Source organism: Rhodopirellula halodulae (assembly GCF_020966775.1).
In the GTDB taxonomy this organism is placed as follows: Bacteria; Planctomycetota; Planctomycetia; order Pirellulales; family Pirellulaceae; genus Rhodopirellula; species Rhodopirellula halodulae.
In genome coordinates this window covers 1,040,393-1,066,641 of sequence record NZ_JAJKFV010000029.1, presented here as the reverse complement: position 1 = coordinate 1,066,641, position 26,249 = coordinate 1,040,393, and the positions used below count along the sequence as shown (strand labels likewise).

Annotated in this window: 14 protein-coding genes; 12 read left to right on the top strand and 2 right to left on the bottom strand. The window is 56.6% G+C overall.

Going from position 1 to position 26,249, the window contains the following annotated elements; genetic code table 11:
• Positions 1-264 precede the first annotated feature (264 nt).
• The 8 genes from LOC70_RS16945 to rnpA all read left to right on the top strand — a co-directional run bounded on the left by LOC70_RS16945 (position 265) and on the right by rnpA (position 20,854).
• Entirely contained in the window at positions 265-4,407 is a 4,143-nt protein-coding gene (locus LOC70_RS16945; protein ID WP_230255175.1) for a hypothetical protein, read from the top strand.
• The gene (locus tag LOC70_RS16940; protein ID WP_230255174.1) at positions 4,404-14,954 is read left to right on the top strand and encodes a PVC-type heme-binding CxxCH protein; all 10,551 of its coding nucleotides are present in this window, start codon (positions 4,404-4,406) and stop codon (positions 14,952-14,954) included. Before LOC70_RS16945 ends, LOC70_RS16940 begins: the two co-directional genes overlap by 4 nt.
• Positions 14,954-16,228 (top strand): aminotransferase class V-fold PLP-dependent enzyme, encoded by a 1,275-nt coding sequence (locus LOC70_RS16935; RefSeq protein WP_230255173.1) that lies wholly within the window; start codon positions 14,954-14,956, stop codon positions 16,226-16,228. The genes LOC70_RS16940 and LOC70_RS16935 overlap by 1 nt, the downstream gene beginning before the upstream one ends.
• 212 nt (positions 16,229-16,440) lie before the next feature.
• Positions 16,441-17,619, top strand: coding sequence for a quinolinate synthase NadA (gene nadA, locus LOC70_RS16930; protein WP_230255172.1), 1,179 nt, complete (start codon positions 16,441-16,443; stop codon positions 17,617-17,619).
• Positions 17,616-18,071 (top strand): DUF423 domain-containing protein, encoded by a 456-nt coding sequence (locus tag LOC70_RS16925; protein WP_230255171.1) that lies wholly within the window; start codon positions 17,616-17,618, stop codon positions 18,069-18,071. The genes nadA and LOC70_RS16925 overlap by 4 nt, the downstream gene beginning before the upstream one ends.
• A gap of 18 nt (positions 18,072-18,089) precedes the next feature.
• Positions 18,090-19,118 (top strand): aspartate carbamoyltransferase catalytic subunit, encoded by a 1,029-nt coding sequence (locus LOC70_RS16920; RefSeq protein WP_230255170.1) that lies wholly within the window; start codon positions 18,090-18,092, stop codon positions 19,116-19,118.
• Positions 19,115-20,425, top strand: coding sequence for a dihydroorotase (pyrC, locus tag LOC70_RS16915; protein ID WP_230255169.1), 1,311 nt, complete (start codon positions 19,115-19,117; stop codon positions 20,423-20,425). Before LOC70_RS16920 ends, pyrC begins: the two co-directional genes overlap by 4 nt.
• A gap of 45 nt (positions 20,426-20,470) precedes the next feature.
• Positions 20,471-20,854 carry a ribonuclease P protein component gene (gene rnpA, locus LOC70_RS16910; RefSeq protein ID WP_230255168.1) on the top strand — a complete coding sequence of 128 codons (384 nt, stop codon included), beginning with the start codon at positions 20,471-20,473 and terminating at the stop codon, positions 20,852-20,854.
• Here the strand turns inward: rnpA and LOC70_RS16905 are convergent.
• On the bottom strand, positions 20,837-21,796 hold the full coding sequence (locus LOC70_RS16905) for a DUF368 domain-containing protein (protein ID WP_230255167.1): 960 nt from the start codon (positions 21,794-21,796) through the stop codon (positions 20,837-20,839). The two genes, rnpA and LOC70_RS16905, sit on opposite strands and share 18 nt — an antisense overlap.
• Positions 21,797-21,980: 184 nt before the next feature.
• Here LOC70_RS16905 and LOC70_RS16900 point away from each other — a divergent pair, with 184 nt between their 5' ends.
• On the top strand, positions 21,981-22,754 hold the full coding sequence (locus LOC70_RS16900) for an undecaprenyl-diphosphate phosphatase (protein WP_230255166.1): 774 nt from the start codon (positions 21,981-21,983) through the stop codon (positions 22,752-22,754).
• A gap of 386 nt (positions 22,755-23,140) precedes the next feature.
• Positions 23,141-23,743: a transcriptional repressor LexA gene (lexA, locus tag LOC70_RS16895; RefSeq protein WP_230255165.1), complete on the top strand. Its 603-nt coding sequence runs from the start codon at positions 23,141-23,143 to the stop codon at positions 23,741-23,743.
• Between the two features lie 62 nt (positions 23,744-23,805).
• Here lexA and LOC70_RS16890 read toward each other — a convergent pair whose 3' ends face one another.
• A complete protein-coding gene (locus LOC70_RS16890) occupies positions 23,806-24,741 on the bottom strand; it encodes a S26 family signal peptidase (protein WP_230255164.1) in 936 nt (311 codons plus the stop codon).
• A 516-nt stretch (positions 24,742-25,257) separates the two neighbouring features.
• Between LOC70_RS16890 and LOC70_RS16885 the strand changes: the two genes are divergently transcribed.
• Positions 25,258-25,680 (top strand): ATPase, encoded by a 423-nt coding sequence (locus tag LOC70_RS16885; protein ID WP_230255163.1) that lies wholly within the window; start codon positions 25,258-25,260, stop codon positions 25,678-25,680.
• Between the two features lies 1 nt (position 25,681).
• On the top strand, positions 25,682-26,242 hold the full coding sequence (locus LOC70_RS16880) for a flagellar basal body rod protein FlgB (RefSeq protein ID WP_230255162.1): 561 nt from the start codon (positions 25,682-25,684) through the stop codon (positions 26,240-26,242).
• Positions 26,243-26,249 lie beyond the last annotated feature (7 nt).

The window sequence follows — 26,249 nt, the reverse complement described above, 5'->3', positions numbered from 1 at the left end:
GTGTTTTGTTGTTCCAAATGTTGGAATCAGACGGGTTTTGACGGTTTTGAACCAGCGGGAACCAGCCTGGTGGCTGGAAAAGCTGTTACCGGTCACGTGATTTGCGTAAACTGGGAAGCCTCTTCTCTTTGATTCAACGCGCCATAATTCTGTGACGGTGCCCTGTTGTCCGGACCAGCGTCCAACTCGACTTCCCCCCCTTCGCGGCCGATGGAACGGCTGAAGAAAGATCGCTGCTTGCGCGATAGTCGGCCAAAGTGGAACATGGCTCCATGGTTGATCGCTTGGGGACCGATGTGTTTGGCACTCACTCTCCTGGCGTCCGTCGCGGCGTACGCTCAACCGCCGGGGACGACTCCCACTCCTGAGATCATTCGAGGCGAGGCCAGCGGAATTGCCCCGGATGCGTTTTTATTTCTGGACGAATCGGGCACTCCCGTCGTCATGCCAAGAATGTCCTTCGAAGAGATCGATCGACTCAGACGACTGGAACAGGGCATCCAGGTCCAAGATCGGCGAGCGACCCTGCAGCGAATCGATTTGACGGGTGGCGTTGAGAAACAACGCGCGGAATTGGAACTGGAATGCCATTTCGTCATCGACCCTCGCACCCCGCGCGAAGGAACGTCGTCGCCCATCGTACTTGATCTGGGTCTGCATGGGTTTCATCTTTTGGAACCGGCCATCGTGGAAGCGGTAACGGACGATCCACGGGAAGATTCCACCCAAGAAAAGTCCGATGACGAAACCGATGCGTCGGCAAAGTCTCTCGAAAGCGAATCCGACCGTTTGAATGGGCAACTCGCTCGAGCCTTCGTGCGGGTTTCGGCCAACAAACTCTCCACGCGTGATGAATCGCTCGATTCGTCCGCTGCATCTTCCACATCATCCAACACCAACGGGTCCACTCGAAATGGTGGACTCGGTTACGAGTTGGTTTTACCGGCTGAATCCGCAGCGTCCGATGCCCCCATCGATTGCGTCTGCCGAATGCGAATGTCGACTCGCGTTCGACGCCTGGGGCCTCGCACCAGTTTCTTGCCACTTTCGTTGCCCGACGTTCCAACTCGATTGGAAGTCGCCATCGTGCCGCCCACGATCAACGACTCGGGATCAGGCGACTCAGGATCAGGCGACTCAGACGCCCCACGTCCATTGATCTCAGCCGAAGTGGTTGGGAATGGCCGAGAGGTTTTGCGACAACTGTCCAATCGCCCGACTCTCAATGAAGGCAAGCCGGCCGAGACGGCATCGTCTCGGTTTGAAATTGATAGTCAGGGAGGCGAGTTTGCATTCAAGTGGCAATGGCTTCCATCGGCCACGCAAGCCGCTCGTCTTTTGGAAACGGAATCCGAAGCAATCGTTCGCTGGGAGTCCCCCGCCGATCCACCGACGATGCAAGTTCAATTGGTCGTTCGCAACTTGCGTGGCCAATTGGATCAATTCGCCGTCGAACTGCCCGAACGCGCGGTCTTGCTAGGCAGCCCCGAAGTGGCAATCGACGAGGTCTCGCGTGAAAACACACTGGCCCCTGAACCCTCCGCGAGCGAGGATGCGACCACCGCCGCATTTGAATCTGGCGAAGCGATCGACGTGGCGGACTCGGGATGGACGATGAAGCTGTTGAGCGAAGCTGAAAACGAAGCTTCCAATTCAACCGAGTCGTCCTCTCAACGCATTCAGTTTTCGACCGATCGCACCGACGCGATGACATCTACTTCGCGGGTGGAAGTTCGCTTGCAATTGCGTTTGCCGGTCCCGGAAGCCTCTGCCACCTCCCCGTGGGCAATGAACCTGCCGCGAGTACCGGACGCGATTGGACACCGCGGGACCGTCACCGTCGTCACGGCCGAGGATCATCGTCTGCGTTGGCGTCCTCGTTTGGGCGTGGAAGCGATCGCATCCGATGCGGCGACGGTCAATGTTGGGGAACGCACCCAAAGCTTTCGATTTCTTCGCGACTCGTTTCAATTGCCCGTTTGGCTTTCCGGCAAACAACGTCAACAACGTTTGTCCGTGGCAATTGACCTCGCCGTTTCAGATCGCTTGGCGCGGTCGGTCATGACGGTTCAGTCCAGTGGCAGCGGCATTGATCCGCAAGACATGCAACTGGACTTAACAGGATGGCAACTGACTCACTTGACCGCCGATGATGACGAAGAAGAACTGGATATCTCCATCTCAGATGGGCTGGTGCAATGGCAAGCCGACGCATCGGATGGCAAATGGCCACGCGAGTATGTCATCACGACTGAAAAGATCTTGCAAGAACCTGGCGCCGAACCATCGATCACGGAAGATTCGCAAATACTGGCACTGACACTGCCGCGTTTGCAAACCAATGAATCCTCCAGTGCGATCACCGAAGCCATCATCAAAGTCGCAGACGCCAAACGTCTGCAGTGGACGGTCGATCTATCACAGAGCGACAACTTGCAACGGACCGGTACCGAAACACAGAATCAATTCCGTTTGCTATCAGTCGATGGGCCTTGGACCGTCGTAGGAAACTTCAGTCAGCAACCACTGAAACTGAGTCTGTCCGGCGGAACCAGCATGGGCACACAGGGAAGCCAGTGGATCACGCATTCCAGTTGGAATCTTGCCAGCACCATCGACCTGGAAGGCATTCTTTCCTTCGTCGTCCCCACATCTGCGTCCAACGGAGCTCAGTGGTCCGCGGTGGTCAACGGAGTGCCCGCGATGGTCCGCCGTCGCGACACCGATCAAGCCAACGAGGATTGGTCGACTTTCGAAATCGTCACCCCGCGTTTGTCCACCGGCGATCACGAGGTGGAACTCACCTCCCGCTTGCCGCTTCAAAACTGGCTGCCAACGTCCACGTCCGACACAGCTAATCAATTGGTCAATCGGAACTCTGAAACAGATCCGAACTCACCTGCCGCAGCCTCCGCATCCGATGAATCGCCAACCTCGCCATTGCCCGCAGACCAGCACTCATCGCACTTGGCTTGGATGGGAATCCCACAACCGATTGCGGATCAGATCGCGTTGGAATCGGACTATCGGTTGAGTATCCCGCAAAACATCACCGGTGGCAAAGGAAAATCGTGGTCAATCTCAATCAGTGATGGGCGTCAACTTCCCGAAGCACAGAAATTGAGCCCCAATGCGAACGGACGTTTGGCAGCGAATTTGAATGAATGGTCGTTCACGTCCATCCCCGACGCACCTTTCTCGCTGGAGTTCGCAGAAGAAACCGTGGAGACGACCGCGGTTCGAGTTTCGCGAGCGTTGATCCGCAGTTTAGTGGGTCAACGCACACGCCATGAACAACTGATCGCGGTGATCGAAGACGGACAACAAATCGGCATTGGCTTATCAAGCCAACTGAAAACCATTCGAATTGAAACTCGCCTCAATGGCAATTTGGTGCCGACATCTCGGACCCGCGGCGGCTTGAAAGTCGACATTCCGAGTCGTTCGGCGACTCTTGCTTCCTCCACCAACACATCGGCAACACCGAATCCCGGTTCGACGAGATCATTGCTGGATGTTCGGATTTGGACGGAAACCGAAACCAGCCCGTGGTGGACCACCATTCAACCTCTGATGCGACTTCCGGTTGGCTCCGCACAAATTGATTGGCAACTTTCGGTACCGACCGATTCGCATCTCTTTTGGGCATCCTCGTCGGCTGGTCGCATGATGCAGTGGCAACGAGACCAACTGCGTCTTTCTCGCGAGCCCATTTTGGATGATTCCGAGCTCGTCGAATGGGTGACGACGCCGTTTGAATCGAACCAAACGACACTGGCTCTGCTCAAAGAGGCGTCGTCCAACGCCTCGTTCACGGTGCCCAGCAACCAATACCTGTTCTATTCCAGCGACCCCTATGCGTTCTCAGCACTCACCATCTCGCGAACGATGATGTGGTTGGCGGTGGGCAGCATTTCGTTGTTACTTGCGGCTTCAACGCAACTTTTTCCACGCAGTCGTCACCCCTTTGCCATCATTCTATTGGCGGTGGTGTTGGCGGGCGTGTTGGTGGCTGCTCCCGACGGTGTCATCGTGACCGCTCAGTTGATCATGATTTCTTTGGTCTTGGTGATCGTCTTCTACGCGATTTCGGCACTGATTTCGCCGACCACTTCCGATCGAGTGCTTCAATCGTCGAACGCCTCGCGCGGATCGGCACAACTACCGCCGTACGGTTCCACTCGCGCGAACCGTCGCAATCAAGGCTCCTTACCCGGGTCCCGATCCGCCGCCAAAGGTTCGCAGTCTCGCCCCACGTCAACGGGCTCCACTCGACGACGCCAAAGATCCGGCGTTTCAATCGATGAAGACATGGAATCTCCAGACTCGGTCCCCGGCGATGATCTGCGAGAAGACTATGATGAGGAGGGTGCCACCGCGAGCCATTCGCCGGGGTCCTCATCATGATTTGCAAACCTCAGCGACTGAAGTGGCGGGGTGTGTTCTTGTTGCTCGCGTTCACGCTTGCTGTGCCAACCCACGCGATCCAGCTTTATGCCGACGACCCACCGGCGGAACAGGAGACGAGCGGTGCCCCCGACGCATCCGAAGAAACGTTGCCGGATGAGGCTGAACCGTCAGAAGTTTTGACAACGCCGCGGGCCACGGATTCCCCTTGGGACACGCTCGCGACGCAAGTTCAGAGCAACGCTTCTTTAAGATGGATTTCTTTGTTTGGATCCCAAATCGCGAGGCTTGTCCCCGATGACTACCGCCCCATCACAGTCCAGGAACTCACTCAGACACTCGAGGAATTTACGGATAACTCGGATCCCGAATCGAGCGACGGGCTAACGCAGTGCGACATGGTGGCGACCATCCGAAACGGGTCGCTGATCAGCAACGCCAGCCGCATGAAGCTTTCGGAGCAAGCCGGCAACCGTCAAACTCTCGGGAAAGTCAGCTTCGCCGTGCTGCGACTGCGAGAAGTGGATGAAGCATCAGGACGCGAGTTGGTCTCGGATGCTTTTGAAATCCAATCCACCTCCGGAGGAACACTCACGCTTGCCAGTCAATCCAGCGAAGAAACTCTCGCGAATCGAGAGCTGGCTTGGGATTGGAAACAACAGGGAACTCCTACATGGGACGGCATGACGTGGAATCTCACGCTGCCCCATACCGTCATCGCACGCATCTGGATTCGGATACCCAATGATCAACGATTGACGTGCGAACAAGCCGTGGTGCTCGATGTCGAAGATAACAAGCTTCCGGAGTGGCTGGATCCCGCCGACTCAACACGAATTTCGCTGACCTCATCAAGTGCCGCATCGAGAGATGGCTCGGACGACGAACCGCAACGTTGGGTTTTCCTGGAATCCGCTGGCTCTCAAACATTGGATCTGCGTCTTCGGCCACGGTTCGCTCCCGCCTCCACGGAGAACCCCGCCACCGTCCTGCGGGATTGCCGGATGACCTACCGGTTTGACGGATCCGTGCTGAGTTGGGAGGCCCGTTTGAAGATCGATCCTCAACCGATCCAGTCCATTCCCGCGTGGATCTGGCTTCACAGTGATGTCACCGAAGTCCGGGTCGATGACCGCGAGGTTTCGTTCCACGCGGAGCCCGTCGGCAACGTCACGGTGGCCGATTCGCCGAATTCAACGTCGACGATGGCAACACGAGTTGAACTGGATGTGCCAGCGGATGTTGAGGACGTGTCCTCGACCGAATCACGAACGATCACCGTTACAGGAACCGTTCCGGTTGCGTCCAAGTCCAATCACATCAACTTGCCCGAACCAGTGTTCTCGTCAGAGACATTGATCTCCGCAACGCCCTGGCAAATCCAGTGGTCCATGCCTCGCCATTTGAATGTCGCACGATGGGATCTGCCCGATGGCTGGCAAACCACACCACCAGCCAGCAATTCAAAACTGAATTCAGACGCGACGACAGACAGCGGCGATAGCATTTGGACAGCGACCGGTCCGTCACCCATCAACTCCTCCGCCGCAGCCACTTTGTTTCGCAAAGACGAGACCGTCGACGGCGAACCACTGATCGGATCCTGGCAACTTGAACTCGCGAAATCGCAAATTGCTTCCTATGCCGACCACCAAGCTCGCTTCCTCATCGAAGACAACACGATCCAAGCTCGCTGCGTGATTCGCGTCAAACTTACTGACGATCAGCTTGTCCCCATTCAGTTGGAAGCACAGGACGGATTCACATTTGAAAGCATCTCCGTCGGTACCAACCAGCGAACGGTTGCCATCAACGCCCCCAATCGCCGCGGGCGGCGACTGACCATTTGGCCAGGACCGGACGAGGTCGAAACGAATGACAATGGGGGCCCGACGCTGACGATCCGCGCCACCGGCCAGCGTCGTCGTCCGCCCAACCAGCCCCAGATCCCATCGCTTTGGATGATTCGCGTGGTGGATTGCCCGGGCCAATTGACCGCAGCGGTCATCCCGCCGGCCGACATGGGTTGGACGGCAGAAACTGCGATTTCGCCAGCTCGAATCGAGTTCTCGGATCTGTCCATTGAACAACGTCGTGAATTCGCGCCGCTGCCTGGTGATGCAATTGTATTGAGTCACGCCATCGACCAAACGCCGCCGCTGACGCTGGAAACTCCCGACAGCACTATCACGGGCTCCTGTCTCTCGCGTTTAACGATGGTGCCTCGCGGGTTGCAGCAGGAACTCCGAATCCAAGTCGAAGGGCTGCCGCAAACTGCCCGCCGCATCAAAGTCCGCATGGCGTCGCAGTCGAAAGACTTCCCGCCAGAAAAGATCGACTGGCAAGTTCAACTGACGGACTCAGCGACTCCGACCTCGATTGCGAAAGACGAAATCCAACGCGTGTGGGTGCCACGGCAAACCTTGCCCAATCGCCAATCCCTGACCACTCCAAACGACGAATCCGCGGCCGCAACCAACTTGCCGATGGACGATCCAGAATCTCCTGCATCGGAATCTGGATGGTTCGAGTGGACCATTCCGGTTCCGCGTCCGTTCGGTGATCAGTCGACGTTAATTGGCATCTGCACATACGCCAACGACTCTACGCCCACACGTCAACTCGGAAACGACGAGACGCAACAAGTCTTCCATGTTGGTCTGTTTCGACTCTCGGAGGCCACTTCGCAGACCTGCGAATTGCAAATCAATTCTAGTCTTCAGTTGGCACGCCCCACCCCGCAACTTGTCGGAATACCTTCTCTTCAGCAATCGCCTCGCGAAAATTTGCTTCGCTACCGATATGAGTCGACACCTCATTTGGTCGTCTCGATCAACACTCGGTCCAAAACGCCTCCGTCGAATCTCGTGCTTCGTCAGAACACGCACGTCGTCGCGTCCGCCAGCGGAACGGACATCGCCCACACTCGTTTTGAAATGGTCGCGACTCAACCCATCGAGGTTTCGTTGCCTTGGGACGCTCATCTGATCAGCACTGAACTCAATGGCACCGAAGCGATCCCAGAACACACCCGTCAGCATCACCTTCGATTTGCTACCTCGGCGACGGGTGCCGTGACGCTGGACGTTCACTGGAGCACGACGTCCTTTGAACGATCATGGATTCGCGAAACACGAGTCAATGACCTTCAAGCGGTTGGACTCACGCTTGGCAACCAGCTCAACATCACCCCGGCGGAAGACAGCCTGATTCTTCCTTGGATTGGTTCCGACGAACACCCACGATTGATTTTCCTCCAATGGGTCATCGGGATCGGTTGGGTGAGCGCTTTGGGCATCCTGGCACTCAGCCTGTGGGTCGGTTGGCAAGCACGCTGGGGGCTGGCTTGCGGTTTGGCTCTCTCGCTGTTCGCCGTTTTGCTGTGGCCGGAAACGTTTGTCTCAATGACCGCGTGGGTCGCACTACCGCTGACACTCGCACTGCTGAAACTTGCAACCCAGCACTGGCAACTCGCCCGCCGAGCCACGTCGTCCGATTCGTCACGGTCACGAGTTCGATCAAACTTCGGCACGCCAGCTTCCAAGACCGCCGAATCAGATCCCACCAGCGACTTTTCCAGCTCTGCGTTGTTGCCGTCGTGCCTGATCTGGCTGTCACTCTTCGGTTTCTCGGCACTTGGCACTGGACCAGTCTTCGGACAGACGATGGACATTCTGGTTCCGCTGGACACGAAAAATCAGCCGATGGGCGACAAGGCCTACATTCCCGAATCACTCTACGAAGATTTGTTTCTGGTACGACCGGACGAACGTGAACAACCGATCTCGTTCTCGCAGGCCAGCTATGAATTGGATTTTACGTCCGAACGTTCGAAACGTGCCATCAGTTTGCTGCAAGAGGACTCACCCATCGAACTGGTGGCTCGTTTTGCATTGGAAACGCCGCGCGTCAGCAGTCGGCTTCGGCTCCCATTTCCTTTGGACACCGTCGAAGAAGTCGTCTTGGTGCGGGCCGACGATACCACTCGCGTATTGACTCGCGCCAGCGATGAACGCGGCGGCACGTTGGTCGTGGTTCCTTCCGGTACTCAATTCGATTTGCGTGTGCGTCTGCGCTGCGAAACGACTCACTCTCCCAACGGCACGCTCGTTGAGATCACTCTGCCACAATTGCCGCAAGCACGCTTGGTGATTCGTCGCGACTATCGCATTTCGAACTTTCGCGTGGTGACGGACGATGTGGCCTGGCCCACCGTGGACCGCGCCATTGGATTTGGCATCATTTCCTCCAACCAATTCGCCATCGGTCCCTGCCAACGACTTCAAATCCAAGTGCAGAGCAAGCCAACCGCGGACGCGTTGGCCAGCGGCGTATCGCCAGCCAGTCCCAGCTTCCTTTCCGTGGAGGACGCATCGCCCGACACCTCTACCGCACCTTGGAACTTTGCGTCGCAGTGGCGACGGCGGTACTGGGTCAACGCCACCTCGCGTCACTGTTCGGTCGAGTGTGAACTGGCTCCATTGCAACAGGTCCCTTCCGGAGGCGAGGTCGTCCTTCGGTTTGATCCCGACACCAGATCAACGCCTCGTCTGATTTCACGGGCGTGGAGGGTCCTGAAGCGAGAAACTCACCAATGGAAACTCACACGAGTATCGGAGGCGGATCTGCCCATTCGCTTGGTTTGGGATTTGAGCGAAAGCTGGTCGCAAGCAAACCAACTTGACGACGACGAAGACGGATCGAGCAATGACGTATCGAGCAATGAGGAAACGTCCGTCGCCGAAGAAGCACCATCGGCCGAAGAAACTTCGGGCGAACGCACATTGAATTGCCCGGACGTCGAACTCACCAATCGCTGGATCGATGCTTCCGGCGATCAAAGCATTCCCACACCGTCGCGACAATCGTTTGGCGAGACCTTTGTGGCGTGGACGCTTTCCAGCGAACTGCTGCCTGTGTGGCCGGTCTCTCTGGGCATCGAACGCACCGCACCCGAGCAGTTCTACGCACAATGGACTGGCACCATCAGCCGCATTGATCGAGCTTCCAAGAGTTCGGGGTCACCTCCATCGGTTCGAATTCGACTGCAAGCCGAACGACCATTGGTGATCGAATCAAGACAAGAGATTCATTTGGACGCCAGCGGCCAACACATGAGGTTGGAAGCAACCATCGCGCCCACGACAATCGACGCATCCCCTTCCACAGAAACCACGACAACACCGGTTCAATTCCAGCCCAATCTGATCAAAGTCGTGCTCCCACCAAAGACACAACTTTTCGATTGGACGATCCGTCAACCTGGTCTTCCGGATGATCGCCCGTCGAATTTGGCCAGTCCTTCTGCAAACGCGGCGGCCACGTCCAACAACGAAAACGCTGACAACTCTTCAACCACAAACGAAGCATCCAGCGAGACCGCACGATCGCTCGAAGCAAGCCGCGTCTGGACCTTGATTCGTGAGGGCAATCGCGATTGCTTGTTGATCCAACATGAGGGTCGCGGTTTAGAACTGGAGTTGGATGCCAACCTTACAATTCCAAAGAATTCAGACACTCGGCTGGGTCTGATCGACATCACTCCTGTCCATCAATCCCAACCGGTTCAGTCTCGCAACAACGTCATCCTTTCACGTGCCGAAGACACCACGATTCGTTGGAAATCCGAACCAACCACTCCCAATCAAACGGACGTTGAAACGGGTCCAGCCGCGATGCTGGCGGCGGGAAAAATACTCGTCAACGATTGGCTAGTCGAAGGCTCCGTGGTCGACGAACTCGGCAACGCACAGTTCCGAGTCAATCAATCACAACATCCATTTCTTGCAGACACCCGAGTTTCCTTGCGTTGGGAAGAAGGTCGATGGACAGCCCAAACGGACATCCAACTTCAATCGAAACGGAAACCGGACTTCCTAGACGTCGAAATGCCATCTCGTTGGTGTGATGCGTTGCAAATTCAACCGCTGTGTGCGTCGACGCGTCAACCAACCCTGACGCCGGCACGCCAAGTTTTACGCATTCGAATGGCGGACAAAAACATACGCCACCTTCGTCTCACCAGTCGCTTGGCAGCCGGGGATTTGGTCCGAGTGAGCGTGCCGAAGATTCGAGTGTTGATGGCCCAACGATCGCGAATGGATATCGTGGTCCCCAATCGGTTGACGAACGCGGCGATCCGATGGGAAACCAACGGCGTGGATCCTTTGGTCAGCCCACGGTGGGAACTCACTCAGCTAGAATCCGGCGAAGACCAATCCGAATCAGATTCACTTCAAGACGATGTGAGTTTCTTTCGCGTCTCCAACGAGAATTGGTCCGTCGAACTCGAACCGCTTCGAAAGACCAACAATGTCGCTCGAGCACTGCTAGCCGATCATCAAGTCTTGGACGATCGATACATGATCAGCCGCTACGACATCCTACCGGGAGATGCGTCTTCTCTTACGCTGCAACTTCCTGATGGCGTCCGGTTCATTTCAGGTTGGGTCAATCGTTTGCCTGCCGACATCGTTCCGATTGACGATCAGGAACTGCAATTCCTACTGCCGCTCAGTCGACTCAGCCAAGGAATTGAAATCCTCAGCGAGCTCACGCCCGAATTTGATCGCGCCGAAATGCTCGGCTGGAAAGAACTCGACTCGGCGGAGCAGAACACGTTCACCCGATTGACTTCTCGCCTGACAAGCAATCATCACGCCGAGTTCTCACGAAATCTGCAACAGGCATCCACCATCGCCCCACTTGATTCGCGTCAGGGTCAACGCTCGGACTCGGATCAGAAAGACGCTGCCTCGCAATTACGTTGGCAAGCAATCACGCCATCCCAGCGTTGGCAGATTTTGGCAACGCACACCGTGCGTTCCATCGCGGCGACCGCTGACTCGCTAGCCGACCGACGCGACGAAGAGGTGGCGGCTTGGATTCGAACCTGGCTGCAACGTTATGATGCACTGTGTCGCTCGGCCGGTGTTGGATTTGATCCATTGAACGCGGACGCACCCGAATCGCAATCTCTCGAACAAATGTCGAACGAGTTCTCGTCACGTCCCGCTGATGCGATTTTTAGTTGGGACGAAATGGAGGCCTACCTTTCCCTGCAAGTCCAGCGTTATGCCGCCAACGAATCAGATGCCTGGTGGCGTACTTCCGAAACAGTCATGTTTGCTGACGGGCAATGGTCTGCTGTCTTGACGGAACATCATCCAGATCGCTGGCTTACCGCAAGCCAGTACTGGTCCAGCGACCCGAGCTTTCCACCACCATGGTCGTCCAAACCTCGCACTTCAATGTCGCTCGCGTGGGCTCAACATGGTATGCGTGCCTTGCTGTTGCTCACCAGCGCTGGACTGCTCATTGTATTGCGGTTGCAACCGAGCCGAAATCATTCGCACCAAGCCGACTGGGTGCAACGCATGCATCAACTGGTGAATCATCCCTCCACTTGGATCTTTGTGTTGGGATGCATCGCGTTGGTGCTGGCACCGTTCCCAGTCGCGATCGCCTTGATGGTCACTGCGATCATGCTGAGTGGATTCGAGTCCCTTTGGACGCCGCTACGAAAACGCCTGCGGGTCTGGGCATCCGCATTGACGATTCTCTTTGGCTTCCTCTGCACCACGAGCACTCTCGCCGCTCAGGAAGCTGAAGCGAAGCCAAAACGAATCATTGCGGAAACCGAACAAGCTCCCACTGCTGACGAAGTTCAAAGGTCTCTCCAGTTCCATGATGGTTGGCAATTGCAACTGGTGGCGTCCGAACCGATGATTCTCGATCCGGTCTCCGCCGCGTTCGACCCACAAGGCCGGCTATGGGTGGTCGAGATGGCCGACTACCCGCTCCCACTCGCCCCATCGAAGCGACATGGTCGCATTCGTGTGTTGACCGACACGAATCGTGACGGACGAATGGACCAAGCCAAGACGTTCGCGTCTCAACTTGATTTCGCAACCGGGGTGCTTCCATGGCCCGTGGCGACCGATGCGGATTCATTCTCATCGCACCAAACCGCGATCAATGGCAGCAAACAAAACTGGAATTTTGGCGCGATCGTCACCTCCGCCGGCCAAATTGCTTGGCACAAAGACACGACGGGTGACGGCCATGCGGACCAGGTCGAAACATGGTTCCATGGATTCGCGATCGGCAACGAACAACTACGAGCCAATCACCCCGTCCTCGGCCCCAACGGATGCATCTACGTTGCGAACGGTTTGAGAGGTGGATCGGTCGAGTCGGTCGACAAACGATTCTCGGTCGCAAAGGAACCGCTTGCGTTGACGAAACACGACTTCTATTTCCATCCCATCTCCGGCGAGTGGGGCAGGGTGACCGGAAACAGCCAACATGGTCTTTCCGTCGACGACTACGGAAGACGAATTGGATGCAGCAATCGGAACCCGGCAATCCAGGCGGTCCTACAAGCTCAAACGGTCGATCGCTCTCGTTTATCCCCCAGCGACGCGATTCACGACGTTGCGTCCACGGGAGAAAACTCCTTGGTACGTCCGCTCGCCGACGCGTGGACAACCAGCCACCTGCATGCCGGCCAGTTCAGTGCCGCCTGCGGAGTGCTCGCGAACGACGACGATTCGCTTTACGTGTGCGAACCCACGGCCTCGGCGGTCCAACGCCAACAACTCTCGTTCAGTGGTGACACGTGGCAATCTCAACGAGTTCAACATCACAATGAATGGCTTGCCAGCACACACACTTGGTTTCGCCCGGTCGATCTCGTCGCCGACCTCGGCGGCAGCGTGCTTGTGGTGGACATGGCTCGAGCCGTCATCGAGCATCCCGACTGGGCCCCTGACGAGCTGAAAGAACGGCCGGACACAAGGTACGGAACAGACCTCGGGCGTATCTGGCGAATGACACCAACGCCAGCAAAGCGTTCTCCCGTGCGGATCCAATCGATCAAATCGGCCTTGGAATCGCTTCGATCCGCCGACCCTGTGCGGCGAACCTTGGGGCACCAATTTCTCATTCATCTGATGGCCGAACGCCGCGCCCCGGAGACTTCCTGGGCGGACCAGACATTGGCGTCCATGGCAGCCGTCTTGGAAGAGGAATCGATTCCCACCGCGACCCAGGCGAGATTGGCTCTCACTTTGGCAAAATCGGGACAGTTAACGGAATCACAGCGAAACAGATTGCGAGGGAGCGAAGAACCTCGACTTCGAGCCATTGCCGCGTCGATGTCAGATCCCGCGAGCGAGAATCAAGAACTCGTACAACTCGATTTATTGAGAGATCCCAGCTCACTAGTCCGCCAAGTGGCCTTGGAGTCGTTCCTGAACACTTCGCGATGCCAAGAAATCGCGCAGGATCCTTCGTCAGAAAGCTTCCACCAAGTCATCTCAGAGCTCGAACGACTTGCCGGTGAATCAGAATCGTCCGCTTGGATCGGTAAGCTGCTAACGACCATTCCATCCTCAATGCAATTTGAGTTGCTTCGTCGCGTCCTGGTAGCATCTGATGAATCACGGCAAACGCTCTCCCCCACGTCACCATTGGTCCAAACCTGGCTCGAGCAATCCGCGGCGTCACATCTTTCTCAAACCCTCGACTTGATCCAGCAGCAGGACGACGCTCTCAGCCAGCTAACATCAATTGCATGTTGGGTGCGTGGCACAACGCCGGTCGTCGCTAGGAAAACGCTTGTTCTCGGCAACCGCGAGTGGCTGGCGGATCTACAATCCCTTGCTGAGAACTGCTTGTCGGCCCCATCGCAATCGATCGATCGAAAGCAAGATGCCGTGACCTTCCTGGGTTTGGTTGCTTTAAATTCAGATGTCCTGAGAGCTCAGCTCGAACCAGCATCCCCCGAGGCGTTGCGGTCGAGTGTTCTGCAAATCCTGTTGCAACACGACCAAGACTGGACGCAAGAACAATTGTTGCGGCATTCAGGAACTTGGCGACCAAGCGAGCGGCGAGTGGCATGCCGCCACGCAGAGGCCAGTCCAGAGTTTGCTGGTTGGCTGATGCAGTCCATTCAAAGCGGCCAATTGCCCCGGACGTTCGTGGACGCGGGATCACTCGAAACCCTGCGTCGGCATCGTGACGCTGGCATTCGGGAACAGGTCGCTGCAACATTCGCTCCTCCGGCCGATCGAGCCAAGGTGTTGCAGGAATACGCCGTTGTCGCAGAACGATTCTGGCAAGCGGATGTTGAAAACGGACGCAAGCAGTTCGCTCAGCACTGTTCCAATTGTCACCGCATGGAAGGTGTCGGGCACGTGGTCGGACCAGATATCAGCGACAGCCGAACCAAGTCGGCGGAATCACTTTTGCTCGCGATACTCAACCCGGACGCTGCGATTGACGCTTCGTTCACGCGGTACCAAGTATTGACGGTGGACGGGGAGATTGTGTCCGGTTTGCTTTCCAGCGAGGATACAGATTCGGTCACGCTGCTGGAGGCCGAGACCAAACTTCGCCACATTGAACGCCAGGACATTGAATCGTTCCGATCGATGGATGCTTCCTTGATGCCCAGCGGGTTGGAACAATCCCTTTCGATCGAACAAATGGCCGACTTGGTGGCCTACCTCAAACGCTGGCGTTACAACGCCGAAGGTTCCTGATGCAAGATTCTGACAACGCGGAATCCGGCTCGTCTCCTTCGCGTCTTTATCTTGACCATGCGGCCACATCTTGGCCCAAAGCGGCGGGGGTCACGAATGCGATGACCGATTTCTTGACTCATGGCGGCGCTTCCGCATCCAGAGGCAACTACGGATCGGCTCAGCGTTCAGATCAAATCGTCCGATCGCTGCGAAACCTTTTGGCTTCATCACTCGATGCCGAATCGGATGCTTGCATCAGCTTCCACTCGGGATGCACGGCAGCGTTGAACGCGATCATTCATGGATTGATCGGCCCTGGCCAGCATGTCCAACGTGGATCGCATTGCCTGGTCTCTGCCATGGAGCACAACGCTGTTCGCCGCCCCATCGTCGCTGCGGCTCGAACGGTGGACGCAGCTTTGGAAGAGATCCCATGCGACACCGAAGGACGACTGCAGGTAGGCGATGTGATTCAAAGGATCGAAGCGCACACGCGACTGGTTGCAATCACGCATGTCTCCAACGTGACGGGAACCTTGCAACCGAACGACGAAATTGGTTCTGAGATCGAGCGTATCAATCGATCCAGAAGCCCTGAACAAAGAGTCTTTTTCCTTTGTGATGCCGCTCAATCTTTCGGCTACCTGCCCGTTTCGGCGACATTGTCCCATGCCCACGCGATTGCGGTTCCAGCTCACAAAGGTTGCGGAGGGCCACCGGGAATTGGTGCGTTGTACCTTCATTCGGACTGGCACAACGTCGTTGGCACCTGGATGCAGGGTGGGACCGGCAATCGAAGTTTGGACGATGACATGCCGAACTCGATGCCGCATAAGTTCGAAGCGGGCACGATGAACTTGCCCGCGATGGCGGGATGGATCGCAGCGTTGCAATCGTCCACTTCGACGGCGTTGACGAGGAGCAACTCGGACTCCGACCAAACCGAATCGGACGAATCCAAACTTTCGCGTCTCTCGCAACAGCTGCACAACGGTCTTCGTTCCATCGAGGGCATTCGCGTGATTGGAAATGCGGGGCCACTTCCGATCGCCAGCATCGACTTTGGACCCGACCTGCCACCGGACGACGCGGCCGCAATCCTTGATGCGGAATTCGGCATCGAAGTCCGTTCAGGACACCACTGTGCGGGTCGAATCCATCACCATCTGGGGACAGAGTCAACCGGCACCGTGCGGCTCAGCGGCGGCCATGGGACAACCAGCGACGATATCGCTCGCGCCGTCGACGCGGTGTCCGAAATTGCCCGCCAACTCCGCGGCCTGGATTGTTGAGCCAGCCCCTCTTCGCCGTCGCCAGGCAATCTCCCAACAGTCTGATGCCGATTCGCCCGAGTTCGCGGTCCAAATTCCTGCGATTTGAGCAGTCATTGACTGTCATTACCGGATCGAAAGAAGTTGGGCATGGAAACAATGATGTTGATCGGTTTCAATGATGCAGTGACGCGAAACCCACATTCGCCGCCTCCACACTGATTGAAATTTTCATGGTTGATTTGCCCACCACGACGCCTCCAACCCCGCCCGTTTCCGGCAACGATGAGACGGACGCTTTGCATCCGCTCAAGCCCTATCGTTCGCTCGAAAACGAAGTGCTCCAGCAACGCATTGAAGCGGTCCGGCAGGAATTGGGCGACGAACTGCTGATCTTGGGGCACCACTATCAACAGGACGAGGTGATTGCGCACACGGACCTTCGCGGCGACAGCTATCAGTTGTCCGAAATGGCCGCCAAGAGCCAAAGCTGTCGCACGATCGTGTTCTGTGGCGTTCACTTCATGGCGGAAACGGCGGACATCCTCGCGAACCGTCCGGACCGATTGGAGGCCCGCGACGGTCGGCGAGTGGACGTGCTTCTGCCCGACATGGCCGCCGGTTGCTCGATGGCGGACATGGCAGCGATCGCACAAGTCGAAGCCGCTTGGGAAGACATGTCGGAGGTGATCGATACCGAGCAAGTGATTCCCGTCACCTACATCAACAGTGCCGCCAGTTTGAAAGCTTTCTGTGGTCGACATGGCGGGATCGTTTGTACCAGCAGCAATGCCAAGGCCGTGCTGGAATGGGCGTTTGAACGTGGACAACGAGTCTTCTTCTTTCCCGATCAGCACTTGGGCCGCAACACCGCTCTGACGATGGGAATCACGGAAGACCAAATGCCGGTTTGGGATCCGTACGCGTTGGAGATGGGTGGAAACAGCGACGAACAAATCGAAAACAGTCGTGTCATTCTTTGGAAGGGCCACTGCAGCGTTCACCAAATGTTCCGCGCCGAACATGTGAACCGTTTTCGTTCCGAGCATCCCGGTATCAAAATTTTGGTGCACCCAGAATGTCCTCGCGAAGTCAACGACATTGCGGATGTCAGTGGCAGCACGGGCAAGATCATTCAAACGGTGAAGAACTCACCCGCCGGAACCAAGTGGGCCATCGGGACGGAATTGCATCTGGTCAATCGACTCAAAGACGAGCACCCCGAACAAGAAATTCATTTCCTCAGTCCCGTCGTTTGCATGTGTGCAACCATGTACCGGATCGACCTCACCCACCTCTGTTGGACGCTCGAAAATCTGCGTGACGGGCACTTGGTCAACCAAATTCGCGTCGACGAAGAAACGACGAAGTGGAGCCTGATTGCATTGGAACGCATGTTGGCTGTGAAATGACCTCGTCTATTGAATCAGCACCAATCCCATCCGAGACTCCATCGAACGCACCGACTCGCAGCGAATTGGTCTTGGTGAGTTTGGTTGGTGCGTCGGCCGTTGGAATCGGAGCCTTTGGGGCACACGGTCTGCCTGACTTTCTCGAGAGTTCTGGCGTGGACGCAGAAACCCTGGCCCGGCGTTTAGAACAGTTTGAAACCGGCGTGAAGTATCACCTGACCCACGCGGTGGTGTTGCTGGCGTTGACGCTTTCTTCATTGCCGCGAACTCGTTTTTTCAACGTTGTTCGCTGGCTGATGTTGGCGGGGGTCATTTTCTTTTCCGGCAGTCTTTACGTTCTGGTTGCAACTAACACGCCGGTCTTGGGTGCGATCACACCCATCGGTGGAGTTTGCTGGATCCTGGCTTGGTTGCTGATTGTTGGTTTGAGAGCCTCGTCGACCAGACATTGATGCTTTAAACTTCCGCCCATGAATGCATCGCTTTCGACCGAACAGTTGTCCTTTCCGGCTCTTTGGCAGCACCCGCATCTATTGGACTTGGAAAGGCTATCCGCGGCCGAAATCCTGGCCATTCTTCGAACGGCAGATCAACTGAAAACGATGACAGACGGCTGTCGTCGAAAAGTCTCGCTGTTGGCGGGGAAAACCTGTGCCAACTTGTTCTTCGAGAACAGCACGCGGACTCGAAACAGTTTTTCGCTGGCCGCCAAACGGTTGGGCGCGGACACGGTTGAATTCAGCAGCAGCGGCAGCAGCGTTGCCAAAGGCGAAACATTCGTCGACACGGCCAAGACCATCGAAGCGATGGGTGTCGATTGGGTGGTCACACGTCACTCGACCCCCGGCACACCTCACCTGCTCGCACGCGAATTGGATTGCTGTGTTCTAAATGCGGGTGACGGACCGCATGAGCACCCCACGCAGGGCTTGCTCGACATGCTGACGATCCTGCAGCACCGCATTGGCTCAGATTGGCGGAACGAATCCGCGGACCCAGAGACAATTTTTTCCGGCATGACCGTGGCTTTGGTCGGCGACATTGCTCACAGTCGCACCGCTCGCAGCAATCTGTGGGGGCTTCGCAAATTGGGGGCTCACGTGATCATTTGCGGACCGCCAACGCTGGTCAGCCCACGCTGGGAAGAACTTGGCTTTGAAGTCGCCCATCGCTTGGACGAGATCGTTCACCGATGTGACGTTTTGAATCTTTTGCGAATTCAATTTGAACGACAAAAGGCACGCCCCTTCCCAAGCGTTTACGAGTACGCGGCGCTTTACGCCATGAATGGTCAACGCTTGCGACTCGCCAAAGATGACATCCTGATCATGGCCCCCGGCCCCATCAATCGTGGCGTCGAAATCACCCCCGAAGTCGCCGATGGGCCTCATTCGGTCATCCTGGAACAGGTGACCAACGGAATCGCGGTTCGCATGGCTTCCCTGTGGCTGCTCGCCAACGCCAAAGACAACGCAGCAAGCTCGGAGACTCACGCATGAATCATTCCACTTGGGTCATTGATGGCGGTCGGGTGATCGATCCGGCAAACAGTGTCGATCGGGTTGCTCGTTTGGTGCTGCACGACGGGAAAGTCCACTCGCTCGACACTTCCGATGGAGACCTTCCACCAGATGCACAGCGTTTGGATGCGTCGGGAAAAATCGTGGCTCCCGGATTGGTCGACTTGGCCACCGAGTTGCGGGAACCCGGCAGCGAAGAAGATGAAACCATTCAAACAGGAAGCGATGCGGCACTGGCGGGCGGCTACACAACCGTGCTTTGTTGCAGCAGCACCAAACCGTTGATGGACTCCGCCGCATCAGTTCAGTTGGTGCGTCAAATCGCTCAAGAAGTGGACGGCGTTCGCGTGTTGCCAATTGCTTGCCTGAGCAAAGGACGACAAGCCGAACAGATGGCGGAACTTGGCATTCTGGCTCGTGCTGGTGCAGCGGGCTTCAGCGATTCGCCGCGGCCGATGTCAAACGACGCGCTCTTGAAGCGGGCGCTCGACTACTGCCGCATGTTTGACCTGCCAATCTTTGACCGGCCCGAGGTTCCCGAGTTGGCCGAAGGCGGGGTCATGCACGACGGGCAAATCGGTTTGATCTTGGGCCTGAAGGGATTGCCCACCGAAGCCGAAGACTTGGCGGTCGCACGTGACGTCCGTTTGGCGGAAGCCACCAAAGGACGACTGCACGTTGGCCCCGTCAGCACGATGGGCGCGATCGACATGATTGGTCGCGTGAAATCACGCGGCATTCAGATCTCAGCTTCGGTGTGCCCGCACAATTTGTTTGCCAGTGACGAATTGCTGCGATCCTACGATTCGAGATACAAGGTGCACCCGCCGATGCGTAGTCCTTCGCATGTGGAAGCTCTTCAAAAAGCCGTCGCCGATGGAGTGATCGACGCGATTGAATCGGGACACATGCCGCGAGCCCACGAGAAGAAAGCCAACGATTTGGACTTGGCTCCCTTTGGTGCCAGCGCCCTGGAAACCACTTTGTCAGCCGTCGCGACGGATTTGATCGAGGCTGGAATCTTAGACTGGCGTCGAGCCATCGAATGCCTCTCTGTCGCCCCCGCTCGCATTGCGGGTGTGTCCGGTGGCAGCCTCACGATCGGCGAGAACGCTGACGTCACGGTGATCGATCCGAACGCATCTTGGAACGTCGATCCACGCGAGTTCCGTTCGCGTTGCCGATCCAGTCCGATGGCAGGGCGAACCTTGTCCGCCCGCGTCACTCATACCCTGGTCGACGGACGTTTAAAATTCCAACTGCAACCTGAATGCTCGGCGACGTGAGGCAAGCTCACCGTCGATCGAAGTTCCGCCACCAATCGGAAATGCATGGCTTCCGCTAACTCACAACAGTTCCCCAAGACCTCTCGCGTTGTTCGCAGCCGCGATTTCACACGAGCCTTGCGTCGCGGAAGTGTTGCTGCAAACGACTGCCTAGTCGCCTTCGCAATTCGGAAGGACGAATCCTGCACATCGCCTCGACGAATTGGAATCACCATTCCGAAGAAGACTGGCAACGCAGTTGTTCGCAATCACTGGAAACGCTTGATTCGAGAGTCCTTTCGTTTGCACCAAGCCGACCTGCCAACCGGATACGACTTTGTGGTGCGTCCGAAAAAAGATGTGTCGGCCGATTGGGAACGTATTCATCAAGGCTTTGCCAAACTTCTCGCCCGCGCCGTGCGACGCGAACAATCAAGCCGCAACCGCTGAAGCCTGAAGCCGCCTCGTGGTCCGGTCCGCAAAAATAACCACGGCAGCCGCAATGACGGCGAGCACGACCAGCAACAACACGCTTCCGTCGTATTGAGCAGGAGAAACCCACTGGAACTCTTGATACTTGAGTTCTAACTCAGCGGTTTCTGGTGTGACACGTTGAAGTGGCCAAAGGCGTCCAACGGAACCAATCATCAATCCAATCAGAACCGCCATGGTGCCATCGCGGTGGTGTCGCAACAGGTAATTCAGCAATCGACTGAAAGCCAACAAACCGAACAAACAACCGCACGCGAACACGGCAAGCTGACTGAGTACGACGGCGTCGAGCTGTCCCTTCACCACGCTCTTGATCATTCCAATCACGGGCTCGTAAACGCCGAGCAACAACAAGATGAATGCTCCGCTGATTCCCGGCAAAATCATCGCGCAAATGGCGAGGGAAGCGCTACCGAACAAGAAACCGTAGCTGGCGTCCCCATTGGTCGCCGGAATCATGGAGATGCCCCACGCCACCAACGCGCCGATGCAAAGCAAGCCCCACCTAGGGCCCGTCCAAGACTGCACGTTGCGTCGCACGACCCACACGCTGGCGAGCACCAGTCCAAAAAACACCGCCATCGTTTCATTGACACGGTGCTGCAAGAGCCAGTGCATCAATCCGGCCAGGGCACCAATCCCGATCACGATTCCCAACCCCAATGCGATCAGAAACCGAAGATCCAAACGACGAAACAGTTCGCCCCATCGCCCGCGTCGCAGCATTCCCAACGAGGTGCCATCCACGTGACTGATGGCCTTGATCAACCGATCGTAGTGCCCCAGGATCAGAGCAACCGTACCACCGCTGACACCGGGGACCGTGTCAGCGGCTCCCATGCAGAACCCACGAAAGACATTCAGCAGGTCCATCGAAACGCGGTCACGTTTCGGAGCCATCGATTCGTCACAATCGCTTTTGTCGGCAGAACAGTCGGAGTCGGCGGATGCGTTCACAGTGGTCACGTCAACAAGAGGAAGCGGGGTGAAATTGAATTGCAGGATGCCGTCGAAGGAAGGATCCAAGTAACCTTAGATCGAACTGTCCAAACGCACATGCCCACTCTAATCGAGACACCCAATCGTGCAGGAACTCATTCGCGTCATCGTCTTGGCGATCGTACAAGGAATCGCTGAGTTCCTCCCGATCAGTTCGTCCGGGCACTTGGTGATTCTTGGCTCCTTTTTGGGCGACCTCGGTGAGTCGGTTACGCTTGAGATCATTCTTCACGCGGGTACGTTGGGTTCGATCTTGGTGGTGTTCTGGCAGCGCATTTGGGCGTTGCTGCTGAAGGACCGACGCGTGATTGCAACGTTGGTGATTGGCACCTTACCGGCGGTTGTGGTTGGATTGACCATCAAATCTCAATTCCCACATGTCCTTCGCAGCCCATTGTTGGCCGGATCGATGCTGATCGTCACTGGCGTGATGCTCATCATTTTGGGACGGCTAAAACCTCAGAACGGCACCTACGACAAACTGGGACTGGCCCCCGCGTTCTTGGTGGGATGCTTTCAAGCCTTCGCCATCCTTCCCGGAATCAGCCGCAGCGGATCCACCATCCTAGGTGGTCGGTTGATGGGATTGAATCGCGACGATTCGGTCACGTTCTCTTTCTTGCTGGCGATCCCGGCAATCCTGGGTGCCACCGTTTTGGCGATCAAGGACCTGATCGAAGACGGAACATCAGGCGGAGCCTCATTGGCCGCCTTGCTGATCGGCGCCGCTGTCGCGTTTGTGGTCGGCATCGCAGCTCTGAAATGGCTGATTCGCTGGAGTCGTGAAGACCGCCTGCATTGGTTCGCCTATTGGTGCATTCCGGCTGGGATCTTCGTGGTTGCTTACAGCCTTCGCTGACGGTATCTACTTTTTTCTAAAAAGTTTTCAACATGGTGGATCCGCGATGCTGCATTTTTCGCCCGCTGGACGAACTTCTTTCTGACTGCCTAATCGGCGGGTAAGGGGATCCACTGATTCCTCCACAAATGTGTTCTTCAGTACAGTAAGCCGGCGTGGTTGAGCCGGTTAAGAATGCACATACCACCCTTATGGGAACCAGCAGGGACCGGGAACCAAATTTCGCTTGCGGCATGGCGCAATGAGTTGCACTTTGTAACTGACGTAGTCGATGTGAAAACCATCGATAAAATCTCCGTCATCAAAGTGATTCCCATGCTACGCTTTATGAAGAGTGACGGAATCACTCCTTTGCCCCACCCCAAAAATGCCCCTCCCGAAGATCTATGGCAAACGTTCAACTGACCGAGAGACAACAAGAGGTATACGAGTTAGTCAGATCTTTGATCCGGGAACGAGGCTACGGTCCAACCGTTCGGGAGATAGGCGAGCACTTCGGAATCCGAAGCCCCAATGGTGTGATGTGCCATTTGCGTGCTCTTGAACGCAAAGGCTTGATCACACGAAAAGCGAACAAGTCGCGAGCGATTGAGCTCACCGGCGAAGACGCACGTTCGCCGACCGGTCTTCCCATGGCCGGCATCGTTCGCAGCCAACCGACCGACATCAACTTGCAAACCACAGAAGTGGTGGACCTCGGCAAGATCCTGGCCAACGGGGATCGATTCGTTGTTCAAATGTCAGGCGACTCTCTAGTCAGTCAAGGAATTCACGATGGCGACTACATCGTGATCAATAAGCAAGACAGCGTGCAGGCGGGACAGCTCGCCGCCGTGGAAACGATGCCCGGTGCGGTTTCGCTTCGCTACTGGCATCCGACCAATGGACACGTGGAACTTCGAAACGGTGATCCAAACTCGGCTTCGATGACGGTCCCCAATCCAAAAGTCGTCGGTGTCGCGGTCGCTTCGGTCCGCACCGTTCTTTGACGAACGCGGTTTGATACCTCACGCAGTGCTGTGATCCCTCCCGCACGCTCCGCCTGCGTCGATCATTCTCCCAGCACCGTGCACACGCCGAGTATTTGTGAAGTCTTGATCGGTCCCCAAGTCCGGCTGTCGATCGACACGGGAACATTGTCCCCGACGACAAACCAATGATCACTTCCGAGGTCCCATGACGTCTCGGGTGCCACGCGATACTCGATCCGGCGCCAGAGTTGAAGTTCGCTGATCTCCGCAAAAAGTCGACGATCGACCCCCAAAGCAACGGGAGCCTCCGGTGTCACTTCCGGCAGCCAGTCCCCCAGACCGGAATCGTCCCATCGCGAATTTTCTGGGACTGAGTTCAAGGGCAGCGGCTGAAGCTCCAACACACCACGATCAAGGTCACTCACGAGGTCCATTCTTGGCCCGGACAAGGTCCAACGCATAACTTGCACAACCGGTTGAAGTCTACCGGCGGCGGCATCATGACCACTCGCGATCAGGCCGGAGTCACTCCCCTCGCGCCGCCGAAAACGAAACCGCAAACCGACCGAACTGACCGGCATCATTCGCCTCGACAAGCCTAAATTCGTGGGACAATCGTCCAACACTCGGCTGCTTCGGTTCCCACGATACACGTTGCGGTGGTGATAGATCAGCCACACCCAGCCCGAACTCTCTTCCCGCGAGGCCGGCTTCAGAAACCATCGAGCATCGTCTTGCCGTTCCAATTGGGCACCGCCACCGGGCCCGGCAATTGCCTCGCTCCATCGTGATCGGATCGCCCCCACTCGGAGCACATCTTGGTCAATTGGAATGCGAACCTCCCCTGGGCTGGCAACCAATCGCCCATCGACGCGTAGCCGCGAATGAAGGTCAGCAGAAACGTGTTGTCCTGGTCCTGCGATCAATCGCTTGACGTGCAACCGACCTTGATGACGCAGCAATACCATGGGCGAATCTTCAGTGGCCGCGGCACCCTCTTTGGTTTTCCGCAGCATTCCCTTCAATTCATCCCTCTGAATGGAACGTACTCGCAACACGGTCGAAGAACACTGCGACACAAGTTGGTCGTCTATATCGGACAGGTCATACCCACAGTGCCAGCAAAGTGGACGTGATCGAGCTCGTGAACTCGCCCCCGATTGCTGCGAGATCAGCGACTGCCAGACGCCATGGTCCACGCGATGTTCGATCGAGCATTGCGGGCATAAAAATCGAACCGTGGGACCCCACAACGTGGGTGCCATCGAAGGACCGGCGACCTGAAACAGAAACGCCTCTTCCGATCGGCGACATCCATCGATCAAAATTGCCGCCGATGCGGCGTTGAGGGTCAGCCAGCCTCGCCGCGAGCCGAAGCGGAGCCCGCGAAACCGATTCGCGCGAGATGATGGCGAGACCATGAAAAAACGGTATCCGAGAAAGATTGATCTTGCGGCAAACCACTCTCGAACGCTAACAGCAAACGAGAACGCACGGATGCGATCAAAATGGAACGCCATCGGAAACCTATCATGTCACATCAATTCATCGGTCGCGACAACGATCCGCCTTTAGCCATTTTGGTGGAAACGCTCGCTTCACCCATGTTGGTCGCTCACCCGGCACCTGTTTGCCTGGAAGTCGACATGGACGAGTCCCTTCGCCTCCCCGTCGATCACCCCTCGTTTTGCCAGCTGATGGAAAGCCTGGTTCGCCAGGCGTTGCTGGAGATGCCCGAAGGTGGCGAACTGACCATCACCGGCTGTGAGACTCATACCGGCGTCGAGATTGAATTGGCCGACACCGGATCCGTGGTCGCCTCGCGTGCTTGCAAGCTTCCACTGATTGCCGCGGCATTGTCCGCCGAACTGAATTGGCAAGATTGCCCACAAGGCGGTGGCGCCGTAACCGTCAAGTTCCCACGCTACCAAGCCGCCCAACGTCGAGCTGCTTGAGATGTTCAATCCAGTCGGATCGACCACGATTGGTGCGTTGGAGCAAACGTTGGCGTTCACCGAACGACGCCACGAATTGCTCGCGGGCAACATTGCCAACATTAGCACACCGGACTATCGCAGTCGCGATCTGGACCAAAACGCATTCCAAACCGCGTTGGCCGAATCCATTCGTGATCGAGGCAAACCGACACCGGAATCCAACTCAATCACCCAACCTGATCTTTCCCAAGGACACATCCCCGAATGGGTGACTCACCCGTTCGAAAGCCCGATTCGAGGTGGATCCGTGGGGATGCCACGACCAGTCAGCGATGGCATTCCCGCCAACGAATTTTCCGCCTTGAGTCCGTCCAGAAAGACCGAATCCGTCACCCGCGACGACCAATTCACCGGTCCTCGCGAAGCCATGGAGCAGGTGGTTTATCACGACAACAGCGACGTGTCCCTGGAACAACAAGTCACCGAGATTTCGAAGAACCAACACCTGCACGACTTAGCCGTGACGACGCTCCGCAGCCAGTTCGAACTGCTTCGTGCGGCCATCACCGAACGTGCCTAACACACAC